Annotated in this window: 12 protein-coding genes and 1 riboswitch; of the genes, 6 read left to right on the top strand and 6 right to left on the bottom strand. The window is 46.5% G+C overall.

Annotated elements, in window-relative coordinates; translation table 11 throughout:
• Positions 1 to 55: 55 nt before the first annotated feature.
• The 5 genes from DUT69_RS10705 to DUT69_RS10685 form a co-directional block, all read right to left on the bottom strand.
• Complete coding sequence (locus tag DUT69_RS10705; protein WP_162796275.1) at positions 56 to 319, bottom strand: hypothetical protein; 264 nt, start codon at positions 317 to 319, stop codon at positions 56 to 58.
• Between the two features lie 107 nt (positions 320 to 426).
• Positions 427 to 1,632, bottom strand: a complete 1,206-nt coding sequence (locus DUT69_RS10700) for a GTP-binding protein (RefSeq protein WP_113653210.1) — start codon at positions 1,630 to 1,632, stop codon at positions 427 to 429.
• A 13-nt stretch (positions 1,633 to 1,645) separates the two neighbouring features.
• Entirely contained in the window at positions 1,646 to 2,341 is a 696-nt protein-coding gene (locus tag DUT69_RS10695; protein ID WP_113653209.1) for an ABC transporter ATP-binding protein, read from the bottom strand.
• A 17-nt stretch (positions 2,342 to 2,358) separates the two neighbouring features.
• On the bottom strand, positions 2,359 to 3,798 hold the full coding sequence (locus tag DUT69_RS10690; RefSeq protein WP_113653208.1) for a DUF3526 domain-containing protein: 1,440 nt from the start codon (positions 3,796 to 3,798) through the stop codon (positions 2,359 to 2,361).
• Between the two features lies 1 nt (position 3,799).
• On the bottom strand, positions 3,800 to 5,206 hold the full coding sequence (locus DUT69_RS10685) for an ABC transporter permease subunit (RefSeq protein ID WP_113653207.1): 1,407 nt from the start codon (positions 5,204 to 5,206) through the stop codon (positions 3,800 to 3,802).
• 322 nt (positions 5,207 to 5,528) lie between these two features.
• Here DUT69_RS10685 and DUT69_RS19255 point away from each other — a divergent pair, with 322 nt between their 5' ends.
• The 3 genes from DUT69_RS19255 to DUT69_RS10675 all read left to right on the top strand — a co-directional run bounded on the left by DUT69_RS19255 (position 5,529) and on the right by DUT69_RS10675 (position 7,910).
• A complete protein-coding gene (locus tag DUT69_RS19255; RefSeq protein ID WP_162796274.1) occupies positions 5,529 to 5,690 on the top strand; it encodes a hypothetical protein in 162 nt (53 codons plus the stop codon).
• A 201-nt stretch (positions 5,691 to 5,891) separates the two neighbouring features.
• Complete coding sequence (locus DUT69_RS10680) at positions 5,892 to 7,277, top strand: sensor histidine kinase (protein WP_162796273.1); 1,386 nt, start codon at positions 5,892 to 5,894, stop codon at positions 7,275 to 7,277.
• A gap of 6 nt (positions 7,278 to 7,283) precedes the next feature.
• Positions 7,284 to 7,910 (top strand): response regulator, encoded by a 627-nt coding sequence (locus tag DUT69_RS10675; protein ID WP_113653205.1) that lies wholly within the window; start codon positions 7,284 to 7,286, stop codon positions 7,908 to 7,910.
• Between the two features lie 99 nt (positions 7,911 to 8,009).
• Here DUT69_RS10675 and DUT69_RS10670 read toward each other — a convergent pair whose 3' ends face one another.
• Positions 8,010 to 9,290 (bottom strand): carboxypeptidase-like regulatory domain-containing protein, encoded by a 1,281-nt coding sequence (locus DUT69_RS10670; RefSeq protein ID WP_113653204.1) that lies wholly within the window; start codon positions 9,288 to 9,290, stop codon positions 8,010 to 8,012.
• Between the two features lie 336 nt (positions 9,291 to 9,626).
• Between DUT69_RS10670 and DUT69_RS10660 the strand changes: the two genes are divergently transcribed.
• The 3 genes from DUT69_RS10660 (at position 9,627) to DUT69_RS10650 (ending at position 14,709) form a co-directional block, all read left to right on the top strand.
• Entirely contained in the window at positions 9,627 to 11,666 is a 2,040-nt protein-coding gene (locus DUT69_RS10660) for a redoxin domain-containing protein (RefSeq protein WP_113653202.1), read from the top strand.
• A gap of 235 nt (positions 11,667 to 11,901) precedes the next feature.
• Positions 11,902 to 13,116: a TlpA family protein disulfide reductase gene (locus tag DUT69_RS10655; RefSeq protein ID WP_113653201.1), complete on the top strand. Its 1,215-nt coding sequence runs from the start codon at positions 11,902 to 11,904 to the stop codon at positions 13,114 to 13,116.
• Positions 13,117 to 13,808: 692 nt separating this feature from the next.
• A riboswitch (TPP riboswitch) is annotated at positions 13,809 to 13,910 on the top strand.
• A gap of 82 nt (positions 13,911 to 13,992) precedes the next feature.
• On the top strand, positions 13,993 to 14,709 hold the full coding sequence (locus DUT69_RS10650) for a class I SAM-dependent methyltransferase (protein ID WP_113653200.1): 717 nt from the start codon (positions 13,993 to 13,995) through the stop codon (positions 14,707 to 14,709).
• Positions 14,710 to 14,716 lie beyond the last annotated feature (7 nt).

The raw sequence follows: 14,716 nt of genomic DNA, 5'->3' as shown, positions 1-14,716 counted from the left end.
CTGAAATTGAAAAAATTAGGAAAGGACACCTTCGGAAGAGGCGTCGCGTATTGGGTCAGCTGATGCTCGGAGGCCCTCTGCTGCTGACAGAAGCTGCTACTTTATCATAAAGTGGAAAAGACACGGTACTTAATATGGGCTCGCCCTTAGGCTGAAAATAGGTTTGTGCAGTATGGTCTGAAACAAAGTGCTCGTGTTTTTTCTGACCTGAAAGGTATTCGCAAATACTGCAGTTTTCTGCCTTCTTTTGATAGGAGGTTTTGTGCCGGGGATGTTTTGCATCACAGTTTCCATGATGATGGAAGACCTGTACAGCCATAACGGAAAAAATAGCGCATAGCAAAAGCATAGCGACCATCTGTTTGATGGCACCAAATCGCTTTTGGTATGTCTTTTTGCTATTGATCATTATTTGGTCCCGAGAGTTTATGTGGCCTGGCTAATCATTTCCAGTTTTGCCTCAGGCCAATTGCCCGCTTTAAAGATTGCGAGTTCATTTTCGTTAAGAAGGCAGGAATTCAGCTCTTTTGTCAAAAGGGCTTTATCCATTTGTTGGCCAATAAATACCAGTTCGTTCATTCTGTCTCCAAAATTTCTGTCCCATCTGGCTTCTATTGCGAGCTGTTTCATCGCAAAATCACTGTATTGCATTCTTTCGGCAAAAGGCATGCTGCACCACCACAGGCCAGCGGATTCGAGTTTTGAAGAACCACCTGCCTGTGAAAAATTCATAGCCTGGTATTGCTGGTCCGCGGTATAGAACAATCCCTTGGACCTGATGATGTTTGAGGGGAAATCTTGCTGCAAAAACCGCATAAACCGCTTGGCATGGAAGGGTCGCCTACTCCTGAAAACCAAAGAGGATATACCGTACGCCTCGGTTTCGGGTACATGTGCCCCTTGCAGTTCTTTTATCCAGCCTGCTGACTGCGATGCGGCATCAAAATCAAAAAGCCCTGTACTGATAATCTCTTTGACCGGGATATCGCAATAGCTGCTCTGTATGATTTTTGCACCGGGATTGAGCCTGGTAACCACAGCTTGGAGCAGGCCGAGTTCGGTTTTGCTGACCAAATCCGTTTTGTTAAGAAGAATTACGTTTGCAAACTCCAGTTGTTCGGTTAGGAGATTGACGATTGTCCTGTCGTCACCTGCCATATCGGTCAGTTCCCTATCGGACAAACGCTCGTCGGTTCCAAAATCCCTGGAAAAGTTAAAGCAGTCCACTACGGTGACCATAGTATCCACGTAACTGAATCCAGATAGGTCTATTCCGTTTTCCTGATCGAGAAAAGAAAAGCTTTGGGCAACAGGGATGGGTTCGGAAATCCCGCTGCTTTCTATCAGGATGTAATCAAAACGGTTTTCCTTCGCCAGTTTTTCCACCTCGGCCATCAGGTCTTCGCGCAGGGTGCAGCAGATGCATCCATTGCTCATTTCTACCAGTTTTTCCTCTGTCCTGGATAATGCGCCGCCATTGTTTATTGTATTTGCATCGATATTGACTTCGCTCATATCGTTCACGATAACAGCAACCTTAAGTCCGGCTTTGTTATGCAGGATATGGTTGAGCAGGGTTGTCTTTCCGCTTCCCAAAAAGCCGCTTAGTACGGTAACAGGTAATTTTTTCATATCAGGCTCGGTTCTAAATTGTTTCCAGGTACAGTTTTTGGACATCTGTTGCCATCAGGTTTGAAGTTGGCATCTGGTGGATCAATTCCCCACGTCTCATAATGCCTATCGTTGTTCCAAGCTCAACCGCATTAAAAATATCGTGAGTGGCCATCAGTACGGCCTTACCTTCCTTGCCTAAATCCTTGACCAGTTCGGTAAATTCGGCAGTGGCTTTCGGGTCCAGTCCGGAAGTAGGCTCATCCATCAATAGCACATCGGCGTTTTTGGCCAGTGCAATGGCAATGCCTACCTTTTGGCGCATTCCCTTTGAATGCCCGCCCATTCTTTTCTCGAACGCTTCATGCTGCAGGCCAACCCGCGCCAAAAAATCCTGCAGCTGTTTCGGTGTATATTCAAATCCGGCAAGGCGGCTAAAAAAGTCCAGGTTTTCCATGCTCGATAGGTGAGGATAGAGCATCACTACTTCTGGAATGTAGGCCAGGTGCTTCCTTGCCTGCTCGGCATTATTGGCTACTTCTATGCCGTTCACCAGCGCCTGTCCGCTGGTCGGTGAGGCAAAGCCAAGAAAAAGGTTTATCGTAGTTGTCTTGCCCGCTCCGTTTTGCCCCAGAAGACAAAATACTTCTCCTTTATCGATATTTAGGTCAAGGCTGCTTAGAGCGGTGTGGCTGTTGTATGTTTTGGTAAGATTTATCGCTTGTAACATAGTTTTTTATTTAGAAATTAAAGATTGATGGATGAAGATTCCCTTTTGCCGTTCCAATTGGCAAGAAGCAAAAACAGCATCAGCCCTGCCCAAATGCTAAGGCTACCTTTTAGGATTTCGGTGCTGCTGGTTGGGTTGGCTTTAGTGAATTTCGGCAGGTCTTTGAGTTCCTCCCTGGTGAAGTTCACTTCCGCGAGTTGCCTGCTATAGATATGGTGTTTCCATTTCTTCTGAAAGACGCTAAGCTGCCTTTGGAAATCCATGTGGCCATCTCTTCCGCTCTGCGCAATGGCATTGTACAGGTATTGCATGGTAACGCTAGGGCTGAATTTCGCCAGCAGCTGCGCCTGAGCATTTCTAGCCTCAATTTCATCGTTTATTGCCTTGGCGTAGCCGGATACTTTTCTTTCCAGTAAATCGTAATAGCCAACTATAAACCTTTGCCCATTCTGGGTACTGTCCTTCGCGGGATTTATGGAGCTGTTGTACTGCGGGTTGTTCTTGTTGAACAAAGCTGCAAGCGCTGCGGGTTTGGTCTCCCAAACCTCTTCGGCTGCATGCCTGGCAAAGGAAGCCAGGTCTGCCCTTAAAGGAACAGGATTAGCAAGGGACAAATAGGCATTAGTGATAGAGGGAAGCGCGATGAGAAAAAATAGCCAAACGCCCACCAATTTTAAAGCGGTCGCAATGGAACTGTTCTTCAGCTGTATAAAAAAGTAGCAGACAGCGAACCAAAAGGCAATATACATCAAGGTGATGTAGCTCCACAGTAAAATATCGCTTAAACTGGTAGCTCCGATGATCTCAGCAGCAATAAAAGCTATCGAACTAAGCAGACCAGTCACAACCAGCACTACAGCAGCTCTGAACAGCAGCTTGTAGATCATAATCCTAGAGATACTTGCAGATTGTATGGTCAAAAGGGCATAGGTTCCCTGTTCCTTTTCTTCTGCATAGCTGCCATAGCAAAGGGTGATGATCAATAAAGGCAGAAGGTAGACCAGTACAAAGGAGAGATCGAAATTACCGGCAGACAAAGTCGATGGGTTGCTTAGTTCCATGTTCCCGTTATCCAAAAAGTCAACCTGCGACCTTACTTTCTGGTAATAGGGATTTACGTCGCGTTGGCCAACAGCAAGTGAAGCGAAGCCTTTGGGCTGGTTGGAAGCAACTGGCGGTAACCTAAAATCAATTGCCTGTGGCACCCCTGCATTCGCTGCCTGTGCTTTGCTTTCGGGCGTTAAGGTGTCGGTAAATTTTCTGACCGCCAGCTCGTAGTCGCTATTGTACTGCTGGTTCAAGGTGTCAATTACTGTTTTTTGATGTTTGATAACACTGCTGCCCGAATATACCGCGTAGCAGCCTATGATCAGGAAAAGTGCAAGCGCGAAAAGTTGCGCGTACTGCCTTTTTAGCTGTATCCATTCGAAACGAAAGATGGTTTTAAATAAGTTCATATCAGTTGATGGCTATTTTTTTTGAAATCAGACCAATGGCTAAAGCCGTTATTCCCAGCCAGAACAGCAGCGCATAAAGAGAAAGCTGGTGCTTGCAGCCAGCCCAATTTGCCTCGGGCTGGCTATAGCTGAAATCCTCCATGGTTTTAAAAAAAGCTGGACCAACCTTGTAATCGGACCTTAAATTGTTCCTGTCCTCATATGCCATATTGAGGTTCAGCTTGCGGATAAACTCATCCCTGTACACTTGCGCTTGTTTGTGAAAATGGATATGGTGATTGTAGTCCGTACCGGCCAAAGCCCTGGAAAGCTGCTGCATGGCGATAAAAGGGTCCAGAAAACCAAAAAGGCGTTCGATATGCTGTTGCTTGCCGATACTTTCTTCAACCTGTCCATTAATCGTCAAATAGACTTTCGATAGGTAATCTTCTCCGTACTGCATTCTCAGTCCATTGAAATTTAACGGTAGCTGACTTACGCTATCCACCTTGTACCTTGATAGCACTTCCTTTAGGTAGTCCTTTTGACGTTCCGTTCTGTCTTTGTCGCCTTGAAGCCCTTTTGAATTTGCAGTCTCGATCATTTTGTTGAATTCCCCACGGGACGGGAGGGGATAAAGCCGGGAAGAAAAGCCGGCAACCAGCCTTGGAGCCATCACAAAACATAAGACCCATACGCCTAGACTAGAAATTAACGCGTTTTTTGAGCTTTTGGCCAAGGCCGATATCCCAACGAAAACAGCGGTTAGGATAAGGAAATAGAGCAGGTAGCCTAGGTTGAAATAGCTCATCCTTGCAAGCATGCCTGGTTCCCTTATCGCTGTGGCAATTAGCATCATAAGCATTGCCGGAAGTATGATGGCTGTAACAAGCAGGTAATTGCCGGTAATTTTGCCACATAATAGAGTTGATGGTTTGAGCCCTTGGGCAAACAGCAGTTTTATGGTCTGGTTTTCCCTTTCGGCGGATACAGATCGGAAGCATAGGAATATGATCAAAAGTGGCATGAAAAGCTGGAACAGGCTGGCAATGGTCAGCTCGCCAAAGCGCATTTCGGTATCTGAGTCCTGAGCTACGGCATGGTTCATTTCGGCCTGGTTGTGTGCTTCGACCCTATAGGTATTTCCCGTATAATTGTTTAGGCCCGTATCAAAAAGGCTGATGAATGTGAACGGTTTGAAAAGGTAGGTCCCAAAATGCGCAGCGGAATGCGGGTTGGCCTGTTGTTCCACCCATTGGTGCCTGAACATTTCCTTGGCCTGCCGCCGCTGCTGGGTTGCGGTGCTAAAGTTCTTCCATCCGCCAAGTGCGGCCACGATAGCCAGCAGGTAGAAGATGATGGCCAGCCATAGAGCCGTTTTGTTGCGAAAAGCCGATATAATTTCGTTTTTTGCTATTGTTCTGATCATAGCGTATTGTTTTTGGATTTAAGGCGAGTGAAAAGATGGGGCATGGGCGTTGATCAAATTGCATCGCATAAAAAATACGTGCGCATTAATAACACTGCATGATGCGTAGAATTTCTTTAGAATACATTATCCCAAGGGCAAATACCATGGAATGTCCTATGCACAAGAAATAAGAATAATAGGTAGGCAGAATGCCCTAAATAACAGCAGGTGGCCCCTTGTTATCGGTCAGTATTTGATAGGCACCGTCCCAATTTGTGCTATAGACAAAACTGTTTGTACTGATCTGGCGGGAGGAAACTTCAGGGATGCTTAGTGTAGTATGTGCGGTAAAATTGTTTTGCTTACTGGTTATAAGGTCGCAGATCTCGCATTTCTGCGAGAGCGAAGCGGCACCTGGGGTCTTGCTTTCCGTATGGGGTTTATCGTGGTGGTGATGGAACTGAAAAACCTGAAAACCGGTAAAAAACAACAGCAGGCATAACGCAATGGCATGCCTTGTCAGGGTTTTACGGGTGTTAAACAGCGATTCTTTCACAATTGCATCAAAGTTGCATTTAAAATTTGTGATTTGAAGTATTTTTTTGAATAATTATTTTGAAAAATAGCTGATAGGGTGCAATGTCGGTTTAAAAATGGTTTTTTGTGTTAGAAGCTGAAGCAAACAGGGGTGCCCAAAAGGCACTTGTCTGGAAGTAATGGAAATCTTAATGATATGATGTTTTTCGGGTTAAAAGCATTGCTATCAATTTGCAAATACCGGTCGAAAACGCTAGCTTGTAGCCGTTTAGATCCTTTTGGTCATCTTTTTTGTGTTGTTATGAGTGCTTTTGCGCGTTTGGTTGATTATTTTATGCCTGCTGGCTTAAAAGGCCAGCAGCAAAGCCCCAGTTACGAGGAGTTTTCCGCAGTAGTTTCCACTGTACTGGTGGCCTTGCCGCTGGTGTGCCTTTTCCCTTTTTTTTTGGCTATTTTGGATAGGCCGGTAACCGGGTATGTGATCAATGCGGTGATGATCGCTTCGATCCTGTGGTCGGTGAAGCTATTTGGTCATTACCGGATCCCGATGAGCTTGACCGCGGCGGTTACCTATGTGATCATCTACGGCTGGATTGCCGAATCGGGGATGATCTATTCGCCAAACCTGAGCATATTGCACATGTACCTTTTGGGGGCGGTGCTGGCCGATAAGCGCTACGGCTGGGTAGGGGTTTTGGGCAATCTTGGAATGCTCGGGCTGATCTATTACAAGAGTGTTTCTTCGGGTGTTGTTGCCCCGTTGGGTGTACTGGGCAGTCCGGGGTATACCGCAGGGCTGCATGGACTATTTACGATATTTTTTGGGGGATTTCTAAGTTATCTGCTGTACGACCAGCGTCAGTCCCGCAAAAGGATCCAGGATTTGCAAAACGAGCGGATCTCGGGTCTGGATCTTGCCGTAAGGCAGCGGACGGCCCAATTGAGCACAATTCGGCAAACCATTGCCAGCGATTTTCACGACCAGACCGGGAACCTACTTTCCGGAATCACCCGGCAGGCGACCGTACTTGAACTGATGCTGAAGGATCAGGACAAGGCCTTGCCGCTGGCCTCGGGCATTATTGCAGCCAGTAGGGAACTGTATGCCTCCAGCAAGGATTTTTTGTGGAATTTGAACCATGACAGTGATGATCCGCTAGAGCTGCTGGATTACCTGGCTTCCTACGGTCAGCATTTTTTTGAGCAGTTTGCCATTGGTTTTTCGGTGGAGCTGACTGGCGGAAGGCAGACGGGCCTGCGCTTTAGCACAGAAGGGGCGCTTGGGCTGATCCTGATTTTCAAGGAGTCGATGAACAACGCCGCCCGGCATTCGGGTGCGACCGAGGTACTGCTGCAGTTCGGTTATGCCGGCAGCCATGTGGTGTTCTCGCTAGCGGACAATGGCAAGTGGAAACCCTTCAGCGGTTCGGACGGCCATTATGGGCTGGCAAATATTGATTCTCGCTGCAGAAAGGGTGGGTTTATCTGGTGCCTGGATAATTGTTCCGGTACCAGGATTTCAGTTGGTGCAAGGGTTGAAGAGCTAAAATAATAGCATATGAAAAAAAGGATTGTTATCATAGAAGACAATGCGTCGATCAGGGACTCTTTCGCCCAGGTGATTTCCCTTGAAGGAAGCTATCAGCTTGCAGGAGCCTATGGGAGCTGCGAACATGCGCTGGAGAAACTTTCCAGCGATATGGCCGACGTATATTTAATGGATGTCGGACTTCCGGGCATTGATGGCATCGAGGGTACTTTAAGGATCAAGAAAATGCTGCCGGATGCCGTAGTACTGATCATTACCGTGCAGGAGGACAGCGAAAGGGTTTTCAGTTCGCTGTGCGCAGGGGCAGACGGTTATATCGTAAAGGAGACAGGAACCCCGGAGCTGATCAAGGCCATCGGGGAGGCGTTATCCGGAGGTGCTCCGATGAGCCTGCAGATTGCAAAGATGGTGGTGCAGTCCTTTAAGCGCAATCCCAGTTCGCCGCTTTCCGGACGTGAGCGGGAGGTGCTGCAGGGGATTTCCGAAGGAAAGAGTTATACCAAGATCGCAGCTGATCTCTTCGTCAGTAGGGAAACGGTGAAAAGCCACATCAAAAATATCTACCATAAGCTCTCGGTGGGAAGTAAGGCGGAAGCGCTAAAAATAGCTGCCGAAAACCGCTGGATCAACCGATAGGTTGTGAATTGGGTGTCCTGGTTTGGATATTTTGGATCGTTCATCAGTCCTATCGATTAGTATTTCCAGCTGGCTGAGCCAACTGGAAAGGAGCGGAAATCAATAGTTCATATAGAAGGATCCTTCGGTTACCGGTTTTTTTGCAGCCGAGCCTGTAGTGCTGTTCAGTATCCCTGAAAAGCTGCCTCGGATGGTTCTGGCCACAGGATCCATCGCAAGGATCTCTAGTTCCCCAGTGGCATTTCCACTGATGTTCCAAGTATTCAGGCTAGCCGGACTGCTTATTTTTTCCGACAAGGTCATATTCGAACTTGCTGTTCCCGAAAAGGTATACTTGCCAGGTCCTGTGATCTGATCGATACTGATCTGCAGGGTGGTGGTGGTGGTTTTGAAGTTTTGGGTCGGGGTCTGTCCAAAGGTAACGTAGCTGAGGGAAAAGTTCAGTACACCACCTGATAAGGTACAGGCAGGATTATACCTGGATACCGCTCTGCCGTTGAGCTTGGCGGATAGGATGCGGATATCCGTATTGTAGGGAAAGGTGATTGTTCCCATGTCCAGCTGCTGCCTGGCAGAGACTGTTACGGTCTGTTCTGCTGCCGGCAAATAGGGTGTATAGGCGGTAAAGCTGATTTTGTAGGCTCCCGGAATGAGGACGGGGAAGCTGAAAGTTCCGCTGCTGCGGTTGATGATGGCGTTGATCTGATCACCGGAACCGACACTGGTGGCCTTGATGGTTTCCGCTGCGCTGCCCGGGCCGAACTTGCCAGTGATGGATGCGGAATTGTTGTCCGCGCAGATCAGCGCTCCAAGGTCCAGAGGTTTTCCCGTAATAGCAAATTCCTGGTCTGCTGGCGGGGTGGCTGGCGCATTTGCGCTAACGCTGATTTGGTAGTTGCCGTTTGGCAGTATGATGGTAAATTGCCCTGTTGTTGAAGAGGGTACTGCAGTGTAGCTTTTTCTGGAACTTATTTCGGTTACAGTGACCAGTTTGCCGTAGCCAAGGGGAAGCACGCTTCCGCTAACATTACCCGTTGCGGTGCTAACGGGTTCAAGCTGGATCTGTCCGAGGTTGAGCTGCTGGGAGGTTTGTAGGGTAATGGGCATTTTAAGCTCGCCTATAAATGCGGGGCTAGCGGGCACGGTTAAGGTATAGGTTCCTTTAGGCAGGTCTTTGAAAGAGAATTCGCCAGTGTTGCTGTTGACCTGGGCCGAATAGGTTCTGCCGTCGGACCCTACCAGAGCGAGCTGGTTTACCTTCCAGGCTGGAGCTATCGAGCCTGAGATTGAGGCGGTTGAGGCTGGCTGAATTTCACCTTTATTTTTCTTGCACCCGATCAGTGCCGTAAGGATGCATAGGACAAGCAGATATCTTTTCATGGAATCAATTTAATGAGCCAAACCTAACACTATTTCCAAATGCTTGCAATCCCCCAATCTGGGGGATTTGTATGGGGCTGAATTTTTGGTAGCTTATATTCTAAAATATAAAATACCAGGTTGGTTTATCAATTATAGCACCCTGCCGCCAAAGAGCAGGATTTGATCGGTGTCCTGGATTTTGGTTTTAGATCTGGAAAACTGTTTGAGCAGATCCAGTTCGGGACCGAAAGCAAAAAACGAAAATGCATTTCCGAGCTCGTTTAAATAGTTTTGCAGGGCAGGGATGCAACAGTTTAGGCCATTTTGCGACTTACATAAAAACATTTGATATCTATGATCCGTAAACTAACGCTGCTCGTGTGCCTGCTTTCAAGCTCCGAGCTATTTTCGCAAAACATATTTGGACAAAAACTGGACAGCGTGTTCAGCATGATGCATACGCAAAACCAATTAAAAAGCTATAAGCTGAGAACGCTATTTTTTGCGCTGCTTTGTTTTTTTGGAACACTGCAAGTCGCCGGACAGACCTTAACGGTTTCGCCCGAACATCCCAAGCCTGGTGACCTCATAGAAATAGTTTATAGCCCTAAGGGAGGTGCCTTGGAAAAACAGGAGCGGATCTTCTGTTCCGCTATTCTGTTCGACCGTCTGTTGCCCTCGCAGGTCCAGCTAAAGCTTGACAGGCAAGGTGAGGCCTATACCGCAAGTATCCCTACTTCCAAAGAAACTCAGCTTGTCGCATTCAAGTTCTTTAACGGGCAGGTCAGCGACGTAAAATCCTCCAGCTACCAGTATGTGCTGTATGATGAAAAAAAGCAGCCCGTCGTTGGCGCAAGGTATGCACAGGCAAGCCTGCTGACGGAAGTCCGCGATATGCGTTTCTATGGACTTAAAGTGCCCGATTACCAAAGGGCGTTTGAACTATTGAGGCAGGAAAAAAGAGGAAGCATCGAAAACAGGTTCCAGGTTTCAATCGTTAAGGCGTATTATACCTGCCTGCTGAAAATCGACGGACCACTTGCCGAAAAGCAGCTGTTGCAATATTTGGCTAGCCTGGACCAGCAGAACAAAACCGAGAAGTTCTACATCCTGAATTTTTGGCTTTACAGGATCCTGAACAGACAGGAACTTTCGCAGCGGTCGCTAGCCGGACTGAAGCTGGACTTTCCCAATAGCGCAATGTTTTTTACCGAACGCTACAGTGCCATAGAGAGCGCAAAATCGGGTAATGAAATGGAAAGGATGCTGCGCAAGCTGACTGATGACTACAACGATGCCGGCAACGAAGAAGGCAAGCTGATTCTGGCCGATTTTGCCATGCTGTTCAACCGTAAGCTCAGTGTCGCCTTCGGTAAGGACTACAACTTTGAAAAGTTCTATTCCTATCTAAAAAAAGACACTAGTCTGCTTTACAGGTCAATAACGGCAAATGAGATAGCAGGCTATTTATCCTCAAGAAATGTTTGTCTGCCCGAAGCGGAAAAAATCAGTCTGCTGAGCATAAAATACCTTGATTCTGCAATTAATGTGGTGCCGTTGGAAGAAAATTTGGAGCTACTAAAGCTTAATAAATTCAAGTCCAGCGCATGCTATGGCAAGGTACTGTACCAGAACAAGAAATATACGCAGGCATTGGCGGTATTTGAGGATTTGATTGCTAAAGGTGGAGAAAAGGACATTGAGTTAAAAACCTGGTATGCGTTGGCCCTTGCCAAAAATAAACAGTTTGCAAAAGCCTTGCCTTTCCTAGAGGAGGCGATTTCCGGAGGAGCTGCTAACCAGGACATATCGGAAGCTTTTAGGGAGAGCTTTATGGCATTGGGGGGGACAGTCCAAAACTACGAAGTTAGATTGGCAACCCTTTATGACAAGGCGGGCAAGCGAGAAACTTCAGAGCTGCATAGCAGGATGATCAACGAGCCCATGCCTGATTTTATTCTTACGGACGCCAACGGAAAAAAGGTTAGCCTGGGAAACCTCAAAGGAAAAACGGTGGTGATGGACTTTTGGGCAATGTGGTGCTTTCCCTGTAAGCAGTCATTTCCCGGAATGCAGAAACTGGTGGATAAATATGCAGGCCAGGATGTAGTGTTTCTTTTTGTAAACACGGCGGAGAAGAATCGCAATGGCCTCACGGCAAGGGTTTCCGGTTATATGAAGGAGAACAAGTATAGTTTCAACGTACTATTTGATCAGCCCAAAACGAACAGTCCGGAAGCATTTGAACTGTTTTCCCTACTGAAGCTGCAGAGCCTTCCGACCAAGATCGTAGTAGACAAAAATGGCAGGATGAGGTTTAAGTCCACAGGATATCTGGGCAGTGATGAGGCGGTTGTAAAAGAGCTGTCCGACCAGATCGAATTGGTCAGATGAGATATTAGAGCATGATCGTTCTTGTGCTTAGATTTAGTTTCCGGGTCTGGCACAGCTTTGAATGATAAACAGTGAATATTGCCGACTGTACACATATAGGGGGAATTAATAGTTCTAACCCTTTGATGAAATAAGAAAAGTGTAAAATTTTTGTGCGTCAGTTGACCATCTTGAATTGTATAAGTCTATGAGCTGAACGGTTAATTATTTTACGTAAGTTAAAAACTCAAAAATCATGAAAAAAATCATCTCTGTTACTGCTCTTCTATTCCTTACTGTAATTATTTGTAAAGCTCAGCTTTCATCGTTGGTCGGCAAGCCTGCTCCTCCCGTCATCTTTCAGCAGAATATGGGAAAAGTCGCTGATCCAGGATTTTATAAAGGAAAAATTCTCGTGCTGGATTTTTGGGCAACCTGGTGTGCGCCTTGTATTGCAAACTTCCCGCATTATAATCAACTAGCTGCCACCTATCAAAATAACGATGTAGTATTTGCTCTTATCACGGACGAACCTCAAAGTACAGTGAAAAAGTTTTTTGCCCGTACAAAGAAACAGGTGCAAGGTTTGAATCTATTGGATACAACCGGTACAACAAAAAAAGGATTTGGGGTTGTTTTTATCCCTTACAGCGTAGTTATCGATCAGAATAATATCGTAAGGTGGGCAGGCTTAGGTCAGGATTTAAGTGCGGAGATTCTATCGGCCATCATAAAGGGTGATTCATCCGCTACAGGTTCAAAGGCGGACCTATCCAAAACTGCTGTTAAGAACGTACCTTTAAAATCTGTTGTTCCGGTATTTACCTTTAGTGTGGGCCCAACGGGAGGAGGAAGCATGACCGGAAGTGCTTCCACCAACAAGGGTGGCGATTTGGTAAGTGTTTCCAGACGCAATACACCGTTGGGAGATGTATTGAACTACCTCACAGACTACAGTCGAAACGTTCGTTTCATTAGTAATGATATGGCTCGGCTGGATCAGACTATAGACTTTAATTTCGATGCAAAATCCGATACCCTTCTGTTTAGAAAATACGCCAATACGATTATTCCCAACAAGCCTCGCCGGAATATGATAATGGAACTTATGGGGGATGCAATGAAATTTAATGCGAAAGTGATTAAAAGGAAAGGAAGCTATCTGGAGCTGGTCGTAGTAGATCACGCTAGGCTAAATACCTTCAAGCCATTGCAGGACAAGCATTCCAGTATATCGGCGGACAATTTTCCGCATTTTGAGATTGTAGGCTACAACCTTAAAAAAATGGTTGGATACCTGGAAGATAGTGCTAAAATGATCATCACTACTGATCTTGCTGGTCCAGAGGAATACGACCTTTCCTTAGATGTAACCGACCTTGCCTCATTGCGAAAGTCATTAGGTTTTCATGGGCTTGGACTAGTGGAAAAAATAGGCGAGGTGGAATATTTGGACATCCGATTTTATTAAGATTTATAGTCAATGCGTTTCGCTGATGCATCGGCTTCCCCATTAGTTGTCGTCTTTAATACGCGTACTGGAAATCTCTAATGAGTCTTTTGTGCATTGACTCGGTGTGAAATTGGCACTAGGTACCTGAATTGTTGTCCGAAGAAGGCTTTATCCTACTGAAGCATCGGTTTATTCGAAAGTGAGCTTATTAAGAGATATGAAGATACTGGGCAAGGTTTGTGTTAGAAAATTGGTTGCACGGTGTAATGGTTAATTTATTGTAGCGGGTTATTGCAGGGCAGAAGGACACTGACAGGACTTTGGCCAGGGAGATGCTCGGTTTTTGGCGGGTGATGCTTTCGGACAGGGACCATCGGAGGTTTTGCTGTATGCAGAGATGAGGTCGCCGGGTGGCCTGGCTGGAGTTCTGCATCGATGAAAAGGGATGCGTGCACCAGAAGGCTTCCTTAGGCCACTTGGGATTTCGGGCAGGCTGTACTGGATGGCGATGTTGCGGGTAATAAATCACCGTCGCTATGAAAAACACTCGTTGTGCCTTCATTATTCCAAAACCATAGGTCCCCGTGTTTCACTCCAAATGAATCCTATCGACACAATGATTAATCGAATTTAAAAATTAAGATCCGGTTAGCCTGACCGGAAAGAAAAATTGGATTTCTCGAATCTCCAACTAAAATTTATATATTTGCTTCTGTTGCACGGGGTGCTTTTGACCAAGGTTGGAGGCTGAGATGAATACCCGCGAACCTGACACGGATAATACCGGCGTAGGGATGCATTTGCTCAAATGATTGCGGTCGCCTGGCTGTTTGATTTTTTGGTGTCTGCTGCCTGTAAACCGGTCAGCTGAAAATCCACTAAACTATTAAACATATGCAATTAGAACAAAAGAGTTTCAACGTCCTTTCGGAAAAACTTAGCAACTGGCAAGGGCGGAAGGAGTGGTTCTTCAACCGCGAGCATACCGATACCTACGAACAGTGGTACGAGGGACGTTACAAAAGGGCCGAAGTCTGGCAAAAAAAGATCATGGCTCAGCTTGTAGGAAAAGATCCTGGCATCAAAGAACTCCTGGAATTTGGCTGCGGTACCACCCGGTTTACCAGGTGGTGGAAGGAAATTGGAATAGAGGCTACCGGAGGAGATCTATCGCCTTTCATGCTCGGCCAGGCCGTACACCTGTTTGACGGGGATCTGGTCAATGCGGACTCGCACTATATGCCTTTTAAGGACGATAGCTTTGATGTGGTTGCATTTATTACAACGTTCGAATACTACCGTGATCCGGTTCAGGTGATAAGGGAAGCGGCTCGTGTAGGCAAAAGGGGGATGGCCTTTGGAATGATGAACAGAAATTCGCCTAAAGTATTGCGAAGACGGGTCCAGGAGCTATTCGGCAAAAACCCATTCTATCTTACTGCTACATTCTACACGCCGCATCTGCTTACCCAAAAAGTCCATGAGGCGCTAAACGGCCGAAAATACACGATCGAGTGGACCTGTACCGGTCTTCCGAAATGGTTTCCGCTGCAGCAGTGGAGCCTTCCGATAGGTGATTTTTTTGGTCTATACGTACGGTTCGATGATTAACCAAAAT

The organism is Pedobacter namyangjuensis (assembly GCF_003313325.1).
Taxonomy (GTDB): domain Bacteria; phylum Bacteroidota; class Bacteroidia; order Sphingobacteriales; family Sphingobacteriaceae; genus Pedobacter; species Pedobacter namyangjuensis.
This window is presented reverse-complemented; position numbering and strand designations above follow the sequence as displayed.